The sequence below is a fragment of the Castellaniella sp. genome, assembly GCF_047971665.1.
GTDB lineage: Bacteria > Pseudomonadota > Gammaproteobacteria > Burkholderiales > Burkholderiaceae_B > Castellaniella.
Genome location: NZ_JBKEAA010000015.1, coordinates 90,037 through 104,774, shown reverse-complemented (window position 1 = coordinate 104,774; position 14,738 = coordinate 90,037). Strand labels below are relative to the sequence as shown.

10 protein-coding genes are annotated in these 14,738 nt (G+C 65.9%); 1 reads left to right on the top strand and 9 read right to left on the bottom strand.

Annotation, left to right across the window (positions count from 1 at the left end):
- Window positions 1-8: 8 nt before the first annotated feature.
- The 6 genes from ACK5JE_RS05860 to ACK5JE_RS05835 all read right to left on the bottom strand — a co-directional run bounded on the left by ACK5JE_RS05860 (window position 9) and on the right by ACK5JE_RS05835 (window position 10,496).
- Window positions 9-2,117 carry an autotransporter outer membrane beta-barrel domain-containing protein gene (locus ACK5JE_RS05860; protein ID WP_416800759.1) on the bottom strand — a complete coding sequence of 703 codons (2,109 nt, stop codon included), beginning with the start codon at window positions 2,115-2,117 and terminating at the stop codon, window positions 9-11.
- Between the two features lie 143 nt (window positions 2,118-2,260).
- Window positions 2,261-3,265, bottom strand: a complete 1,005-nt coding sequence (gene galE / locus ACK5JE_RS05855; protein ID WP_416800758.1) for a UDP-glucose 4-epimerase GalE — start codon at window positions 3,263-3,265, stop codon at window positions 2,261-2,263.
- 91 nt (window positions 3,266-3,356) lie between these two features.
- On the bottom strand, window positions 3,357-4,841 hold the full coding sequence (locus ACK5JE_RS05850; RefSeq protein WP_416800757.1) for a nucleobase:cation symporter-2 family protein: 1,485 nt from the start codon (window positions 4,839-4,841) through the stop codon (window positions 3,357-3,359).
- 318 nt (window positions 4,842-5,159) lie between these two features.
- Complete coding sequence (gene pgi, locus ACK5JE_RS05845) at window positions 5,160-6,737, bottom strand: glucose-6-phosphate isomerase (protein WP_416800756.1); 1,578 nt, start codon at window positions 6,735-6,737, stop codon at window positions 5,160-5,162.
- Between the two features lie 128 nt (window positions 6,738-6,865).
- The gene (locus ACK5JE_RS05840) at window positions 6,866-8,062 is read right to left on the bottom strand and encodes an acetyl-CoA C-acyltransferase (RefSeq protein ID WP_416800755.1); all 1,197 of its coding nucleotides are present in this window, start codon (window positions 8,060-8,062) and stop codon (window positions 6,866-6,868) included.
- 10 nt (window positions 8,063-8,072) lie between these two features.
- On the bottom strand, window positions 8,073-10,496 hold the full coding sequence (locus tag ACK5JE_RS05835; RefSeq protein WP_416800754.1) for a 3-hydroxyacyl-CoA dehydrogenase/enoyl-CoA hydratase family protein: 2,424 nt from the start codon (window positions 10,494-10,496) through the stop codon (window positions 8,073-8,075).
- A gap of 184 nt (window positions 10,497-10,680) precedes the next feature.
- Between ACK5JE_RS05835 and ACK5JE_RS05830 the strand changes: the two genes are divergently transcribed.
- Window positions 10,681-11,406, top strand: a complete 726-nt coding sequence (locus ACK5JE_RS05830; protein ID WP_416800753.1) for a hypothetical protein — start codon at window positions 10,681-10,683, stop codon at window positions 11,404-11,406.
- 308 nt (window positions 11,407-11,714) lie between these two features.
- Here the strand turns inward: ACK5JE_RS05830 and ACK5JE_RS05825 are convergent, their stop codons facing one another.
- The 3 genes from ACK5JE_RS05825 to ACK5JE_RS05815 all read right to left on the bottom strand — a co-directional run bounded on the left by ACK5JE_RS05825 (window position 11,715) and on the right by ACK5JE_RS05815 (window position 14,723).
- The gene (locus ACK5JE_RS05825; RefSeq protein ID WP_416800752.1) at window positions 11,715-12,059 is read right to left on the bottom strand and encodes a type II toxin-antitoxin system PemK/MazF family toxin; all 345 of its coding nucleotides are present in this window, start codon (window positions 12,057-12,059) and stop codon (window positions 11,715-11,717) included.
- A complete protein-coding gene (locus tag ACK5JE_RS05820; protein ID WP_343834941.1) occupies window positions 12,056-12,280 on the bottom strand; it encodes an antitoxin MazE family protein in 225 nt (74 codons plus the stop codon). The genes ACK5JE_RS05825 and ACK5JE_RS05820 overlap by 4 nt, the downstream gene beginning before the upstream one ends.
- 169 nt (window positions 12,281-12,449) lie before the next feature.
- Window positions 12,450-14,723 (bottom strand): TonB-dependent siderophore receptor, encoded by a 2,274-nt coding sequence (locus ACK5JE_RS05815; protein WP_416800751.1) that lies wholly within the window; start codon window positions 14,721-14,723, stop codon window positions 12,450-12,452.
- Between the last annotated feature and the right edge of the window lie 15 nt (window positions 14,724-14,738).

Here is a 14,738-nt window from a genome sequence, read left to right as displayed (position 1 = left end):
CCTCATCCTCATCTGAACCCCGCCCTCACCCCCAGCCACATCCCGTGCTGCATCTGACCGCCCCCATGCTCACCGGTATAAGCCAACTCGACACGCACGCGGCGGGCAACCGGTGCCGACATCCCCAGATCCAGGCGCAGCACATGACGCGGCAGGGGCAGGCCCTCCACCTCGAAGCGCCGCCCCCGGTCGCCCCGATAGGCCTGCCGGCTCGACAGTGCCGCCCCGCCCCACAGCCGGCGCATTCCCAGGTTCAACGTCATCCGCGCCTCCCCATGCCCGGTGGACCAGAATCGCTGGATCCGGACACCCAGTTGCCCCAGCCAGCGGCGGTCAGTTCGAGCCTCCAGTTCCACGGCGGCCAGCCCGCCCTCCTCATGTAAAGCGAATCGACGCAATCTCAGCCAGACGGCCCGGACATAGGGCGTCAGCCGCCAGGCGCTCAAGGCCACGGGTCTGTCTGGCTGGATCTGCAACCACGCCTGCGACAGACGCGCGACCGGGCGGCTGCGCAACCCGGGTTCAGCCGGGTCGGCCTGACGATCTAGGTCGGCCCGATGCCAGGATTGCGCGGCGCCCAGCGTCATGCGCCAGTTCCCCTGCGCCAGGCTGGCGCCCATCCCGACATGCGAGGACCGGCTCCTGAGCCGGTAGGCGCGGCCGCCCGCCGCCGGACCCGTGGCCTGCGCATCCGCGATCAGGCGGGATGTCTGCACGCCGGCAAAGGCCGCCCATGCGCCCTGCGTCCCGACCGACCGGCTGACGCCGATCTGCAAGCCGCCGGTATCCCGGTCATCTCCCGGCAGTCCCCGGGCACCGGACCGCTCGGTATTGGCCGCCCAGCTCTGCGCCCAGGCCCGGCCGCCTGCGATGTGCGCCAGGGCGGATTCGCGTGGAAAACGGCTGTCGGCCAGCAGCGCACTGCGCCAGGCGGCGTCTGCCGTGTTCAGGCCCCGGGCGTTGTATCTCAAGCCCAGCGTGACGACGGTGGGACCATAGTCCAGCGTGGGATCCAGGTAGCGCAGCGTACTGACGACGCTGGCGTACCTGCCCCCGCCGGGGGCGGAGTCGCCCCCGCGGTCCGCCCCGTATTCCAGGCCGCCATCGGCCTGGACGATGGTCCAGCGACGATCAGGAGTCCAGGCGCCTGACACGGGCTCGACCCGCAGCGCACCGCCCAGGCGCACCGTGCCAAAGGAACGGATCTGGTCGGCTGTCCCATTCGCATCGATCCGGATGCGCGTCCAGGCGTCGGGCAGCAACACCAGGCGCTGGCCGATCAGCAAGGCCCCTGGGCGATCCGCTCCGCCGGGCCACACCTCCCCCGCCACACGGGCCTCGTCGACCTGACCGACACCCGACAAGACCGTGCCGGGCCGGGTCAGGACGGGCCCCCACCACAACCGGTCGACGCGCAACCCACCCTGCGCCAGGGTCAGCGGTTCACGGTCCGGGCTGAAACCGATCCCCGTCAGCCGCAGGGTGCCATCGCCCTCCTTGACGATGGGGACGCCCGCCTGAATATGGCCTGCCAGCGTTGCCTCCTCCGACGGGACGCGCCAGACAGCGGCATGAGACTGACCGGCGACGGGCGGCAGGCCCCAGTGCAAGGGTGGCGCCTGCGCCGTGACAGCGGAACGGACGTGCAGGTTCTGTCCGATATGCACCCCAGGACGCAGCGTCAATCGCGTGCCGGCCGCCATGTCCAGGCTGTTGAAAGACGCGCCCAGCGCCTCGTCGTGCGCCAGGCCCAGACTGCCCCGGGCCAGAATGATCTGGCCCGTCATGGCGCCGCCCCCCGCCAGTTCCAGGTGGCCGTCGCCCAGTTTCCAGAATGGCGAGGGCATCAGGGGATCGTCGGGATGCCCGAGGAGGGGCCCCTGCACCCACAGCGTCCGACCGCGGGCGACCAGGAATCCGCCCGCGCCCTTCAGGTGCAATCCCCGCCCGATGCGCCGGTCGGCCGTGACCTCGATCAATGCGCCGCTCAAAACAAAAGGCGCCGGGGAATCATCCCACGGCGCCTCGTTCGCGGCCTGCGTCAGGCCTGGCGGCGGTAACCCCAGGCAGATCAGAATCAGGATGACGCGGCTACGGATAGTCTTGAAAATAGACATGAAAGTCTCCTGTGACTGTTATATGTCACTGGTTGTGACATTCTGGTTTTACAGGAGACCGTTCATGACAGGGGATCGAAATGCCACGACGTTGGGATGGATCAAGATTTCAGAGGCGGCGGGCATGAAACCCCTGGTCCGGGCTAGACCATGCCCGCGCTGCGCTGATAATTCCAGGTGCTTGAACACATCTCATCCAGCGAGCGTGAGGCGGCCCAGTTCAGATCCTCGCGCGCCTTGGCCGGATTGGCATAACAGGAGGCCACATCACCCGGCCGGCGCGGCTGTATCCGGTAGGGCACCCGACGTCCGGAGGCCTGTTCAAAGGCGCGGACGACATCCAGGACACTGTAGCCACGGCCTGTGCCCAGATTGAAGGCATGCCAGCCGGTATGATCCGCCAGAAAATCCAGGGCGGCGGCGTGGCCTTCGGCCAGATCCACGACACGAATGTAGTCGCGCACACCGGTCCCATCAGGGGTGGGATAGTCATCGCCGAATACGTTCAGTTCGGCCCGCAGGCCGGCAGCGACCTGAGCGACATAAGGCATGAGGTTGTTCGGCACGCCGCGGGGACTTTCGCCGATCAGACCGCTGTCATGCGCCCCGACCGGGTTGAAATAGCGCAGACAGGCCACGCGCCAGGATGGGTCGGAAGCCGCCAGATCGTTCAGGATCTCCTCGATGTGCAGCTTGGTGCGGCCATAGGGATTGGTAGCGCCCGTGCGGTGGCGCTCATCCAGCGGCAGGTATTCAGGCTCACCATAGACGGTGGCGCTGCTGCTGAAGACCAGCGCACGCGCACCGCCAGCCTGCATGGCCTGCAACAGCGACAAGGTCCCCTGGACGTTGTTGGAAAAGTAGTCCAAGGGTTTTTCGACGGACTCGCCCACAGCTTTCAAGCCGGCGAAATGAATCACCGCATCGATGGCATGATCGCGCAAAGTCCGTGTCAGAAGCTCGTCGTCTCTCACATCGCCCGGGACAAAGACGGGCGGCGTCCCCAGGATGCGATCCAGCCGGTCGATCACCGTATCGCTGCTGTTGGACAGGTTGTCGAACAGGACGATGCGATGTCCCTGTTGCGCCAGAACGGTCGCAGTATGGCTGCCGATATAGCCGGTGCCGCCGGTAAGCAGGATGTTCATGCGTGCTTGTGTTTTTGTATGTTCAACGAAGCTGAATGGTACAACCTGCGCCTCCCTTCGAGTGACGGGACGGATGACCGACCGCCCCGCCTCAAGCCTCTGCGTGCCTGGCCGCCTCGACTGCGGCATCGGTGTCATGGGGCGCGCCGTTGAAAAACAGGTTCAGCAGCACGGCCGACAGAGAGGTCAGCAAAATCCCCGACTCGATCAGCGGATGGATGGCCGCCGGCATCCATTGGCGGAAATTCGGCGCGACCACGGGAATCATGCCCATGCCGATGGAAATCGCCACGATCATGGCGTTGTGGCGGTTCTTGACGAAATCCACGCCGCTCAGGATGCGAATGCCGGTGGCGGTGACCATGCCGAACATCACGATGCCGGCGCCGCCCAGAACGACGGTGGGCAGGGATTCGACCAGCGCGGCCAGTTTGGGCAGCAGCCCCAGGATCAGCAGGATCACGCCGCTGGCCACGCAGACGAACCGACTGCGCACCCCGGTGACGGCGACCAGGCCGACGTTCTGGGAAAAACTGGAATACGGAAAAGTATTGAACAGGCCGCCGATCAGGGTGCCCAGGCCGTCGGTGCGCAGGCCTCGCGCCAGTTCTTTTTGAGTGATCTTCTTGCCGGTCATGTCGCCCAGTGCCAGGAACATGCCGGTGGACTCGATCAGGATCACGATCATGACCAGCACCATGGTCAGGATCATCCAGCCGTCGAATTTCGGCATGCCGAAATGGAACGGCAGGACCACATCGACCCAGTCGGCCTTGCCGACTTTCTCGAACGTCATGATGCCCATGGCGGCGGTGAGGACGGCGCCGACCACGATGCCCAGCAGCACGGCGATGTTGGCCAGGAAACCCTTGCAGAACTTGGCGATCACCAGGATCGACAGCAGCACGATGGCGGCAACGCCCACGCCGGTCAGATTGGCGTATCTGGGGTTGGGAACCGTGGGCATGATGGACAGTCCCTTCGGGACGCCCGGCAAGGGCGAGCCCGGCGCGCCCGCGGCGGCCTGGATGTCCTTGAGCCAGCCGACGTAGTTGGGATCGACCAGGGACGGGGCGGTGGGGCCGAAGGGATTGCCGAAAATCCAGTTGATGCCCACGCGCATCAGGGTGATGCCGATGATGGCGATGATGGTGCCGGTCACCACTGGGGGAAAGAACCGCAGCAGCCGGCTGACCCAGGGCGCGATGATCATGGTGATGATGCCGGCCGCGATGATGGTGCCGAACAACAGCTGGGCGCCGGTGTGGCCGGGATTGGACTGGGCGATGTGGATCATCGGCCCGACCGGGGCAAAGCTCACGCCCATGATGACGGGCAGCTTGATCCCGAACCACTGGGTGGCGCCCAGGGACTGGATGATGGTGGCGATGCCGCAGGCAAAGAGGTCGGCCGCGATCAGCAGGGAGACTTCGCTCGAATCCAGGCCCAGCGCCCGGCCGATGATCAGGGGGACGGCCACGGCGCCGGCGTACATCACCAGCACGTGCTGCAACCCGAGGGCTGTCAGCTGGCCCAGCGGCAGAATCTCATCCACGGGAGCGACGGTTTTGCTCATGTCCAGTCTCCAAGAGTCGGGATGCCGCCGTGCCCGGGGATCCCTCATGTCTGAAGTCGAAAGTCCGAAAACGCCTTTCAGGCGGCTTGCGACCACTCTACCGGAGGCGTCTTTGAACCCTCATGCGAAAAGCAAGATAAGGGCATTTCGTTCCCGCATATAACCCCGTGTAAACCCTGTCGCGTTGAAGGGGCATTCATGGTCCGGGCAGAAGGGACAGGGTAAATCCCTATGAGGCAGCCCTCCACCTCCCCGCTTGCAAGCGGCTCGGATCCGGCGGGCACAGGACAGTCCGCAGGGACTGTCCTGTGCCCGGACTCATCCCCGCAAACAATCGATCCAGTGCCGGGTTGAGGCGTCGTGATGATCAGGGGAACGGTCCGCGGCAACCGGCTCCAGTTCACCGATGATGCCGCGCGCCAGGACCTTGCCGTATTCGACGCCCCATTGATCGAAGGGGTCGATGCCCCAGATCACGCCCTGGGTAAAGACGCGGTGCTCGTACAGGGCCAGCAGCGCCCCGAGGGAATAGGCAGACAGGCGCGGCAACGCGATCAGATGATTGGGGCGGCCGCCCGGGTGGACGCGGTGCGGGGCCAGCCAGTCGGCGCGGGTGGCATCCATGCCCTCGGCCAGGCATTCGGCGCGCGCCTCGCCCAGGGTCTTGCCGCGCATCAGGGCCTCGCGCTGGGCCAGGCAGTTGGCCAATAACTGACGATGGTGGGCCGGCCAGCCGTGGTCGGCCTCACGACACAGGATGAAATCCACCGGGGCGCCATCGCTGCCCTGGTGCATCCACTGGAAAAACGTGTGCTGGGCGTCGGTGCCCGGCATGCCCCAGACAGCGGGGCCGGTGGGCACTCCCACGGGCCGGCCGGCAAGGTCCACCGATTTGCCCAGGGACTCCATGTCCAGCTGTTGAATGTAGGGCACCAGATTTGCCAGACGCGCATCGTAAGGGGCAATGTTCAACGACCCCTGGCCCAGCACGCTGCGATTGACGACCCCGGCCAGCGCCATGCGCACCGGGGCATTCTGCGCCAGCGGCGCCTGGGCGAAATGCGCGTCCATGGCCGCGGCGCCCGCGCGCAGGCCCTCGAGCACGTCGACGCCCACGGCCAGCGCGGTGCTCAGGCTGACGGCGGACCAGAGCGAAAACCGCCCGCCGACCCAGTCCCACAACCGGAAAATCTGACTCTCCGGCACACCCCAGGCGCGGGCACGGTCGGGCCGGGCGGTGACGGCCACCAGATGGGCGGCGGGATCGAGCCCCGCGCCGGCCAGCCATTCGCGAGCCCGCGCGCCGTTTTCGAGGGTCTCGACAGTGGTAAAGGATTTGGACACCAGTACGACCAAGGTCTCGCGCGGATCCAGCCCCGCCAGACCGCCCTCGATGGCATGACCGTCGATATTGGCGACGAAACGCACATCGCGCCAGGTGCCGGCGTAGCCGAAAGCGGTCACGGCCAGACGCACGCCCCAGTCCGAACCGCCGATGCCGATGTGAACGACATGACGCCAGTGCCGCCCGGCGTCGGCGCGCCGCACCCAGGCGTCCATGCGCTCACGCTCCGCCTGCACCTCGGCCGAGGGCTTGGGCGCGCGCAACAGCGTGTGCCAGGCGGCGCGGTCCTCGGTGATGTTGACGGCATCGCCTGCCAGCAGGCGCGCGCGCTGCGCCTCGAAATCCCGCGCCCGCAGCAGGGCCAGGCCCGCGTCCATGAGCGCGGGCGAATGACGCTGGCCGCTGGAATCCAGCGCCAGGCCAGGAGCCTCGATCAGGTCCAGCGCATCGGGCCGGGCCCCACAGGTCTGCGCCGCCAGCGCGAAACGCTTCCATTCCGGCAGGGAGGTGAGAGGGGCGGGCGCAGCAGCGGAGTCTGGACGGTCGGACATGGCGGCAAAATCGGGATCAGCGGGTTCGCGCTGATCATTATGTCATGCGACCATGTAAAACGCCCCCACGCTGCGCCTCTTCGGGCTTGCGGCCCCAAAAAGGGGGGTTTTGCCGCCGCCGCTGAAAATCAGCAGCGCTCGAAGATCCCCGCCGCGCCCATGCCGGTACCGACGCACATCGTCACCATGCCGTATTGCAGCTTGTGACGGCGCAGCGCGTGGATGGTCGTGGCGGAACGGATCGCGCCGGTGGCGCCCAGCGGGTGGCCCAGGGCGATGGCGCCGCCCATGGGATTGACGACCTCCTCGTTCAGGCCCAGGTCGCGGATGACGGCCAGGGACTGGGCGGCAAAGGCTTCGTTCAATTCGATCCAGCCCATCCGGTCCAGCGTCAGGCCGGCCTTTTGCAGGGCCAGCGGGATGGCTTCCTTGGGGCCGATGCCCATGATGTCGGGCGGCACGCCGCGCACGGCAAAAGACACGAACCGCGCCAGCGGGGTCAGATTGTGCGCCTTCAGCGCCCGCTCGGACACGACCAGCAGGGCGCCGGCGCCATCGGAGGTCTGCGAGCTGTTGCCGGCGGTGACGCTGCCCTTGGCGGCGAACACGGGACGCAGGCGGGCCAGCGCCTCCAGGCTGGTGTCGGCGCGCGGGCCTTCGTCCAGGGTGACGGTGTGGCGGGTCTCGCGGATGTTGCCCGCCGCCAGATCCGGTTCACGGCGCACAATCTCCACCGGCAGCATCTCGTCGGTGAACTCGCCGGCCTGCCGGGCGGCCAGGGCGCGCTGATGCGAGCGCAAGGCAAAGGCATCCTGGTCCTCGCGGGATACCTTCCAGCGCTGGGCGACCTGCTCGGCCGTGGCGCCCATACCATAGGCGATGCCGATGTTTTCTTCCTTCAGGTAGGCATCCGGACTGAACGAGGTGTTGATCCCCATGGTGGGCACCAGGCTCATCGATTCGGTGCCGCAGGCCAGCAGCACGTCGGCTTCGCCCACGCGGATGCGGTCGGCCGCCATGGCGACGGCGGTCAGGCCGGAGGCGCAGAAACGGTTGACGGTGACGCCGCCGACAGAGTGCGGCATGCCGGCCAGCAGCACGCCGACACGCGCGACGTTCAGGCCCTGCGGGCCTTCAGGGATGGCGCAGCCGACGATGGCGTCCTCGACGGCGGCGGGGTCCAGGCCGGGCGCCTGGGCCATGACGCCCTGGATGGCCTTGGCCAGCAGTTCGTCGGGCCGGGTGTGGGAATACATGCCGCGCGGGGCCTTGCCGATGGGGGTGCGCGTCGCGGCAACGATGTAGGCTTGTTGAAGGGCTGTCATGGAAGTCTCCTCAGTTGCGGACGGGCTTGCCGGTCTGCAGCAGGCCGGCGATGCGCTCTTGTGTCTTGGGATTGGCCAGCAGGCCCAGGAAGGCCTCGCGTTCCAGCCGCAGCATCCAGGCCTCGTCGACCAGGCTGTCCGGATCGACGTCGCCGCCGCAGATGGCGGTGGCGACCTGTTCGGCAATGTGGAAATCGTAGTCCGAGATATAGCCGCCCACGCGCATGTTCACCAGTTGGGCCTTGAGGGTGGCGATGGCATCGCGCCCGGCCACGGGAAAGCGCGCGGCCATCGGTGGGCGCCAGCCCTGTTCGGCCAGGTTGGCGGCCTCGCGCGCCGCCACGTACAGCAGTTCGTGGCGGTTCATGACGATGGGATCGGAATCGCGCAGATAGCCGATCTGGCGAGCCTCGAGCGCGGACTTGGACACGCGGGCCGTGGCCACGGACTGGACGAAGGTCTTGACGGTCGCGAGCAGCGGAGCCTCGGGGGCGGATTGGGCCTGAATCTCGGCGGCGCGGCGGGCGCTGAAGGTGATGCCGCCGGCGCCCGGCACCAGGCCGATGCCGACCTCGACCAGACCGATATAGGTCTCCAGATGGGCAACACGACGGGCGCAATGCACGGACAGTTCGCAACCGCCGCCCAGAGCCAGACCGGCCAGGGCCGCCACCACGGGCACCTGGGCGTAGCGCAGGCGCATGACCATGTCCTGCATTTCCCGCTGGATCGGCTCGACGGCCTTGACGCCGCCGGACATGAAGGCGGGCAGCATGGCTTTCAGGTCCGCGCCGGCCGAGAAAGGCTCGTCCAGCTGGGCGATGACCAGGGCCTTGTAGCCCCGCTCGGCCAGATCCACGGCATGGATCACGCCGCGCACCACATCGGGGCTGAGGGTGTGCATCTTGGTCTTGAACGACACCAGGAGCACGTCCTGGGGATGCGGGGCCGGCAGCGTCCAGCACAGGACGGCGTCGTTTTCATGCACGACGCGCGGCGTCAGCGACGGACCCTCGCCGACCAGGCGCGGGGCGCCGATCTGACGCTGGTAGACGGGCAGCGCGCTGCGCGGCACATAGGCATTCGCGACCGGGCTGTAGGAGCCTTGCGGCGTGTGCACGGCCTGTTTGTCCCAGACAGGGCCGCTGGTAGCCCAGGCGGGCAGCGGGGCATCAGACAGGGTCTTGCCGGCAGCGATGTCGGCCTGGATCCATTCGGCGATCTGCCGCCAGCCGGCGGCCTGCCATATCTCGAAGGGGCCCTGGGCATGACCGAAGCCCCATTTCATGGCCAGATCCAGCTCGCGCGCGCTGTCGGCGATGTCGCCCAGATGCACGGCGCTGTAGTGGAAGGTGTCGCGCAGCACGGCCCAGACGAACCGGGCCTGGGGATGCGCCGAATCGTGCAGCGCCTTCAGGCGCTTGGCGGGATCGCGTTCCTTGAGGATATCCTTGACCTCGTCGGCAGCTTTTTCGCCGGCGGGGACATACTGTCCGGTTGCGGGGTCCAGCCGCAGGATGGCCTTGCCTTCCTTCTTGAAAAATCCGGCCTTGGCCTTCTGGCCCAGCGCGCCTTTCTCGATCAGGGCCGCGACCTCTGGCGGCACGCCGAAATGGACATGGAAGGGGTCGTCGGGCAGCTGGTTTTTCATCGTGTCGATGACGTGCGCCAGCGTGTCCAGGCCGACCACGTCGGCGGTGCGGTAGGTGCCGGACTTGGCGCGGCCCAGGCGGGTGCCGGTCAGATCATCGACCAGTTCATAGGGCAGGCCGAAGGCCTGGGTGTGATGGAAGACCGACAGAATGCCGAACACGCCGATGCGGTTGCCGATGAAGTTGGGCGTGTCCTTGGCGCGCACGACGCCCTTGCCCAGTTGCGACACCAGGAAGGTCTCCAGGTGATCCAGCAGAGCGGGCTCGGTGGCGGCAGTGGGAATGAGTTCGACCAGCGGCATGTAGCGCGGCGGGTTGAAGAAATGCACCCCGCAAAACCGATGACGCAGGGTCTCGGGCAGGGCCTCGGACAGCGAGGTGATGGACAGGCCCGAGGTGTTGCTGGCGATGACGGCATGCGGATTCAAGGCCGGCGCCAGCTTGTGGTAGAGGTCGCGTTTCCAGTCCAGGCGCTCGGCAATCGCCTCGATGACGACATCGCAATCGGCCAGCAGCGCCAGATCCTCGTCGTAGTTGGCCGGCGTGATCAGGTCGGCCAGGGCGTCGATGCCCAGGGGCGCGGGGCTGAGTTTTTTGAGCTGGGCGATGGCGCGCTGGACGATGCCGTTCTTGCCGCCCTGGCCATCTTCCTTGGCCAGATCGAACAGCACGACCGGCACGCCGGCATTGACGCAGTGGGCGGCGATCTGCGCGCCCATGACCCCGGCGCCGCACACCGCCACGCGGCGGATGAACAGAGGGGCGGACTGGCTGGTTTGCATGATATTGTGTCCTCGCTGGTTTTAATGGGCTGTCCGATCGGGAGCGATGCGCTGCAACGCGTCCACCCGGCAGCTACGGGCTTGAGCGATACGTCCAGCGTACTCCCGAGCCGATTTTTTGATTGTCGCTGATTTATGACGAGAATTCAAACAATCGTTTGAATCTTGTCTTGCCCTCTTTCTCATGGCCCGATTGCCCCGCCTCTATGCTCCCCGCATTCCTCAACTGGTCCAGGCGCGCTTCGCGCGGCCGCTGGCGCCCGCCGACGCGCCGGCGCCAGCGGCCGCGCTGAACCGCATCCGCGACTGGCTGGCCCAGGAGATCGGCCGTGCGGCTGCGGGCGGCGTTGGCGCCAGCGCCGTGGCGCTGCATGCCTGGACCGTCCTGCCAGACCGGATCACGCTGCTGGCCACGCCGGACGACGAGGGCGCGTTGTCTCGCCTGATGCAGGCGCTGGGCCGGCGCATGGGATCCGGCCTGATGCGCACGCGGGTCTATGAGGGGCGCTACCGCAATGCGCTGCTGGAGCCGGGGCGATGGGTGCTGCCGGCCATGGTCTGGCTGGAATCGCTGCCGGTCTCGACCGGCCAGGTCGGCACGGCGGCGCAATGGCCGTGGTCATCGGCGGCGGAACATGCGGGGCTGGACGGCGCGGGGCCGGCGGGGCCGCGCCCGGCCCTGACGGACCACCCCGACTACTGGCGCGAAGGCGACACGCCCTTCGCCCGCCAAGCCGCCTGGCGCGAACGCCTGGCCGCCGGCCTGGGCGAATCGCAGCGCCCGCCGATCGAGGCGGCCCTGGCGGGCCAATGGGCGCTGGGGGAAAAGATCTTTCTGGCGCACCTGGGGCGCCTGGCGTCCCGGCGCGTCAGCCCGGCGCCGCGCGGGCGGCCGAGGAAGGCGGGTTAGGGGGCGGGGTGCAGTTATAGCGACGGATTGTCCGATGAGTCGCCCGCCACCAAGCCGCCACACCATGCCTGCGCTTCATGCTCGCGTGTCTCATCCGCTGCCATCGCTCGATAGCCGCTGTCCAAGGAATCCCTCGGGATACGCCGCCTGGAAACACATCGGGAAAATTCCAGTATGTCAGTTGCCGATCGTGCCCGCGCAAAATCCACCTCGACCCATTCCGGATTGTCTGAGTCGATCAGTTCAGGATCTGGCTTTTTCATACTGAGTCACCTTGTGCGAGCCGGTTTTGCTTACCCAGCTCAGGGTCATTTTGCAATTCCAAGAAACACGGCCAGACAACGCTCGACCGTCGCCAGCGCGTCCGTGCTAACGCGACCGATGATGTGTCCTATCTTGCTGCGTTTTACCGTCATGCTTTTGTCGATCATGACCTGCGAGGGCTTTTGGAGGCCATTTTCCGAGCTGGGCTCCAGGGTGACCCGCAGCAGGGGGGCCGCCACCAGCGTGCCTGACACAGGCAGCACGGTGACGCTAGCATGTTCGATGAACTGGTTCGCTTGCAGAACCAGCGCAGGCCTGGGCTTGCCAAAATCACCTTGCATGACCACCGTCACCAGATCGCCGCGCCTGGCCCTGCCCTGCGCCATCATTCCGTCCAGCCGTCCACTTCGGCCAGGGCCTCATCCATGAGAACTTGCAGGTCCGCATCGTCCTGATCCGCCCGGGACACCAACCGGCTCTGCCGGCGGCACTCCTCCTCGAACCCAGGGCGCCGCGTATCCGGCACCCAGATCTGCACCGGTCGCAATCCTGCCATCCGCAACGCAGTGCGATGCTTCTGAACTCTCGCATTCACATGGGCTGTCGCCATCTTCATTCTCCGATCCGGACGTTACATGGAACATGATACAAGCTCGTATCGTTACATGCAACGAATCATGCTGTGGGCGCTTCACCGTCAAGCCCGACGCCCCATAGTAAAAATCCCGCGCCCCCAGGGAAAGGGGGGGCGGGACCGGTTTGTCGCAGCAGCGGATCGATCAGAACGAACTGGTCACTTCCATGAAGAAGGTGCGGCCGGGCTGGTTGTAGGTGTAGGCGCCGGCGCCGTAGATGGCATTGGGCGTTCCAAGATTGACACCGATCGCGTTGCCCCGACGGAAGATGCGCTTGTCGAACACGTTGTCCACGCCCGCCGTCACGCGGAAGTGCTTGTTGACCTTGTATTGCGTGCTCAGGCCGAACAGGGCGTAGGGCGGGATCTTGTCGGTGGCGCTGCCCGTCAGCGGCTGGCCATAGTAGTCGTACTTCGGACCTTCCTGCTCGCCGTAGACGGTGGCTTTGGCGCGCAGCGACCAGGCCGGCGTCACCTGCCAGTCCAGGGTGCTGTTGATCGTGTATTCGGGAATGGTGGACAGGTGTTCGCCGGTCTCCTTGTTCTTGGACTCGATCATGTAGGTGAAGTTGGTCGACCACAGCCAGCCCCGCGCGAAGGGCCAGGTCAGGTTGCCCTCGATGCCTTGGACGACAGCGCGGGGGATATTTTCCCATTGAAAGACACCCGTCGATTTCCCAAGGCTATTCGTGAAGCTGGCAATCGGCGTACGACCTGCCTCGATCTTATCGCGGTAGTCGTTGTGGAAATAGGTCAGGCTGGCGCCCAAGCCATCCGGGCTGCGAAATTCGATGCCCAGCTCCTTGTTAATGCTGGTTTCCGCCTTCAGATCCGAATTGCCCAACAGGAAGCAAGCGGGATCTCCAGATTTCGTATTCCCCCAGCAGCCATTGCCATCGCTATACAGCGCATACCCAGAATTGCTCTGGTACAGATTGGGTGCCTTGTAAGCCCGGGCGATACCCGCCTTGACCGTCCATTGCTCATTGATCATGTAGGCCAGGTTCAGCGCAGGGCTCCAGTTGTTGCCCTGAAGGCTGTGATGGTCGAAGCGCAGGCCGGGCGTCACGGTCCAACGGTCGCCGATATACAGATTGTCTTCGGCGAACACAGAATAAATATTGGCATGCGCCTTGGGGCTGTAGGCAAAAGGCACCGTGGGCATCTTGGCGTTCGGAAGATTGCGAGAGGCCAGATCGGACGAGTAATCCTCCAGGTCCTGACGTACCCATTCCAGGCCGAACGTCCCCATCTGGTCGATGCCGCCCCAGTTCAGGCGACGGCTCAGTTCGGTATGCGCCGTCAGCGTACGCAGGTTGATGTCGCCAAACTCCTGTCCGGCGAACATGCCTTCCGTACCGCCCGCCAACCCTTCCAAAGTCCGGGTATTGCGCGTCTGCTCATACTGTAGATAACTGAGCGTATGGGTATCGGCATTCCAGTCGCCATTGTGTGTAATGGAATAGGCCTGTCGGTAAATTCGGTTGGTTTCCCCACCTAAATTCGCTAACACATAACCGGTCTTATCTCGATTTGTGTTCTGTGTGTCACCGACATAAATGTTGCCCTGGCGACCATAGCTGGCCTCGAAGTCGATGGTGTGGCCGGCGACGGGTTTCCAACTCAACACGCCGCTGATGTCGCGATTCTTGAAGCCCTCGCGACCGGCCGGGAATGTGCCAACATTGCCAATAGGGCCTCGATACGACTCGTGCCCCTCATTGATGTCATACGCATCCCCCTGGAAATTCGCCGCGCTGCCGTTCAGGCGGAAACCCAGGGTATCGGAGATCGGGCCGGCCAGGCTGAAGGTGGTGCGGGCGGTCGAGCCCTCGTCGCTGTGCTCGGGCAGATTGCCGTAGACGGTGACTGAGCCGGTCAGCTTGTCCGCGATCGGCTTGGTGATGATGTTCACCACGCCGCCGGCCGCGCCGTTGCCGTAGCGCGCGGCGGCGGGGCCGCGCAGGACTTCGATGCGCTCGATCTGCTCGGGCGGAACCCAGTTGGTGTCGCCGCGCGTGTCGCGCTCGCCGCGCCAGCCGAAGCGCACCGACCCGCGCGAGGACACGGGCTTGCCGTCGATCAGGATCAGGGTGTTTTCCGGGCTCATGCCGCGGATGTCGATCTGGCGGTTGTTGCCGCGCTGGCCGCTGGACGAATTGCCGGTCAGGTTCACGCCCGGCATGGTGCGGATGATTTCCGACACGTCGGTGGCGGTCGGGGACTTCTGGATGTCCTCGGCCGTGATGGTGGACGCGCCCGGGGTCTGCTTCAGTTCCTGTTCGGCCTTGACGACGACACGGTCGAGCTGGGCGATGCCGTCGGACGATTGCGCGCCGGCGGGAGAAGCGACCAGGCACAGGGCGATGAGCAGGCCGAGGGGCTGCAGGGCGCGGTCCTGAGCCTTGGAGGCGGACATAGGGATTCCTTCGAT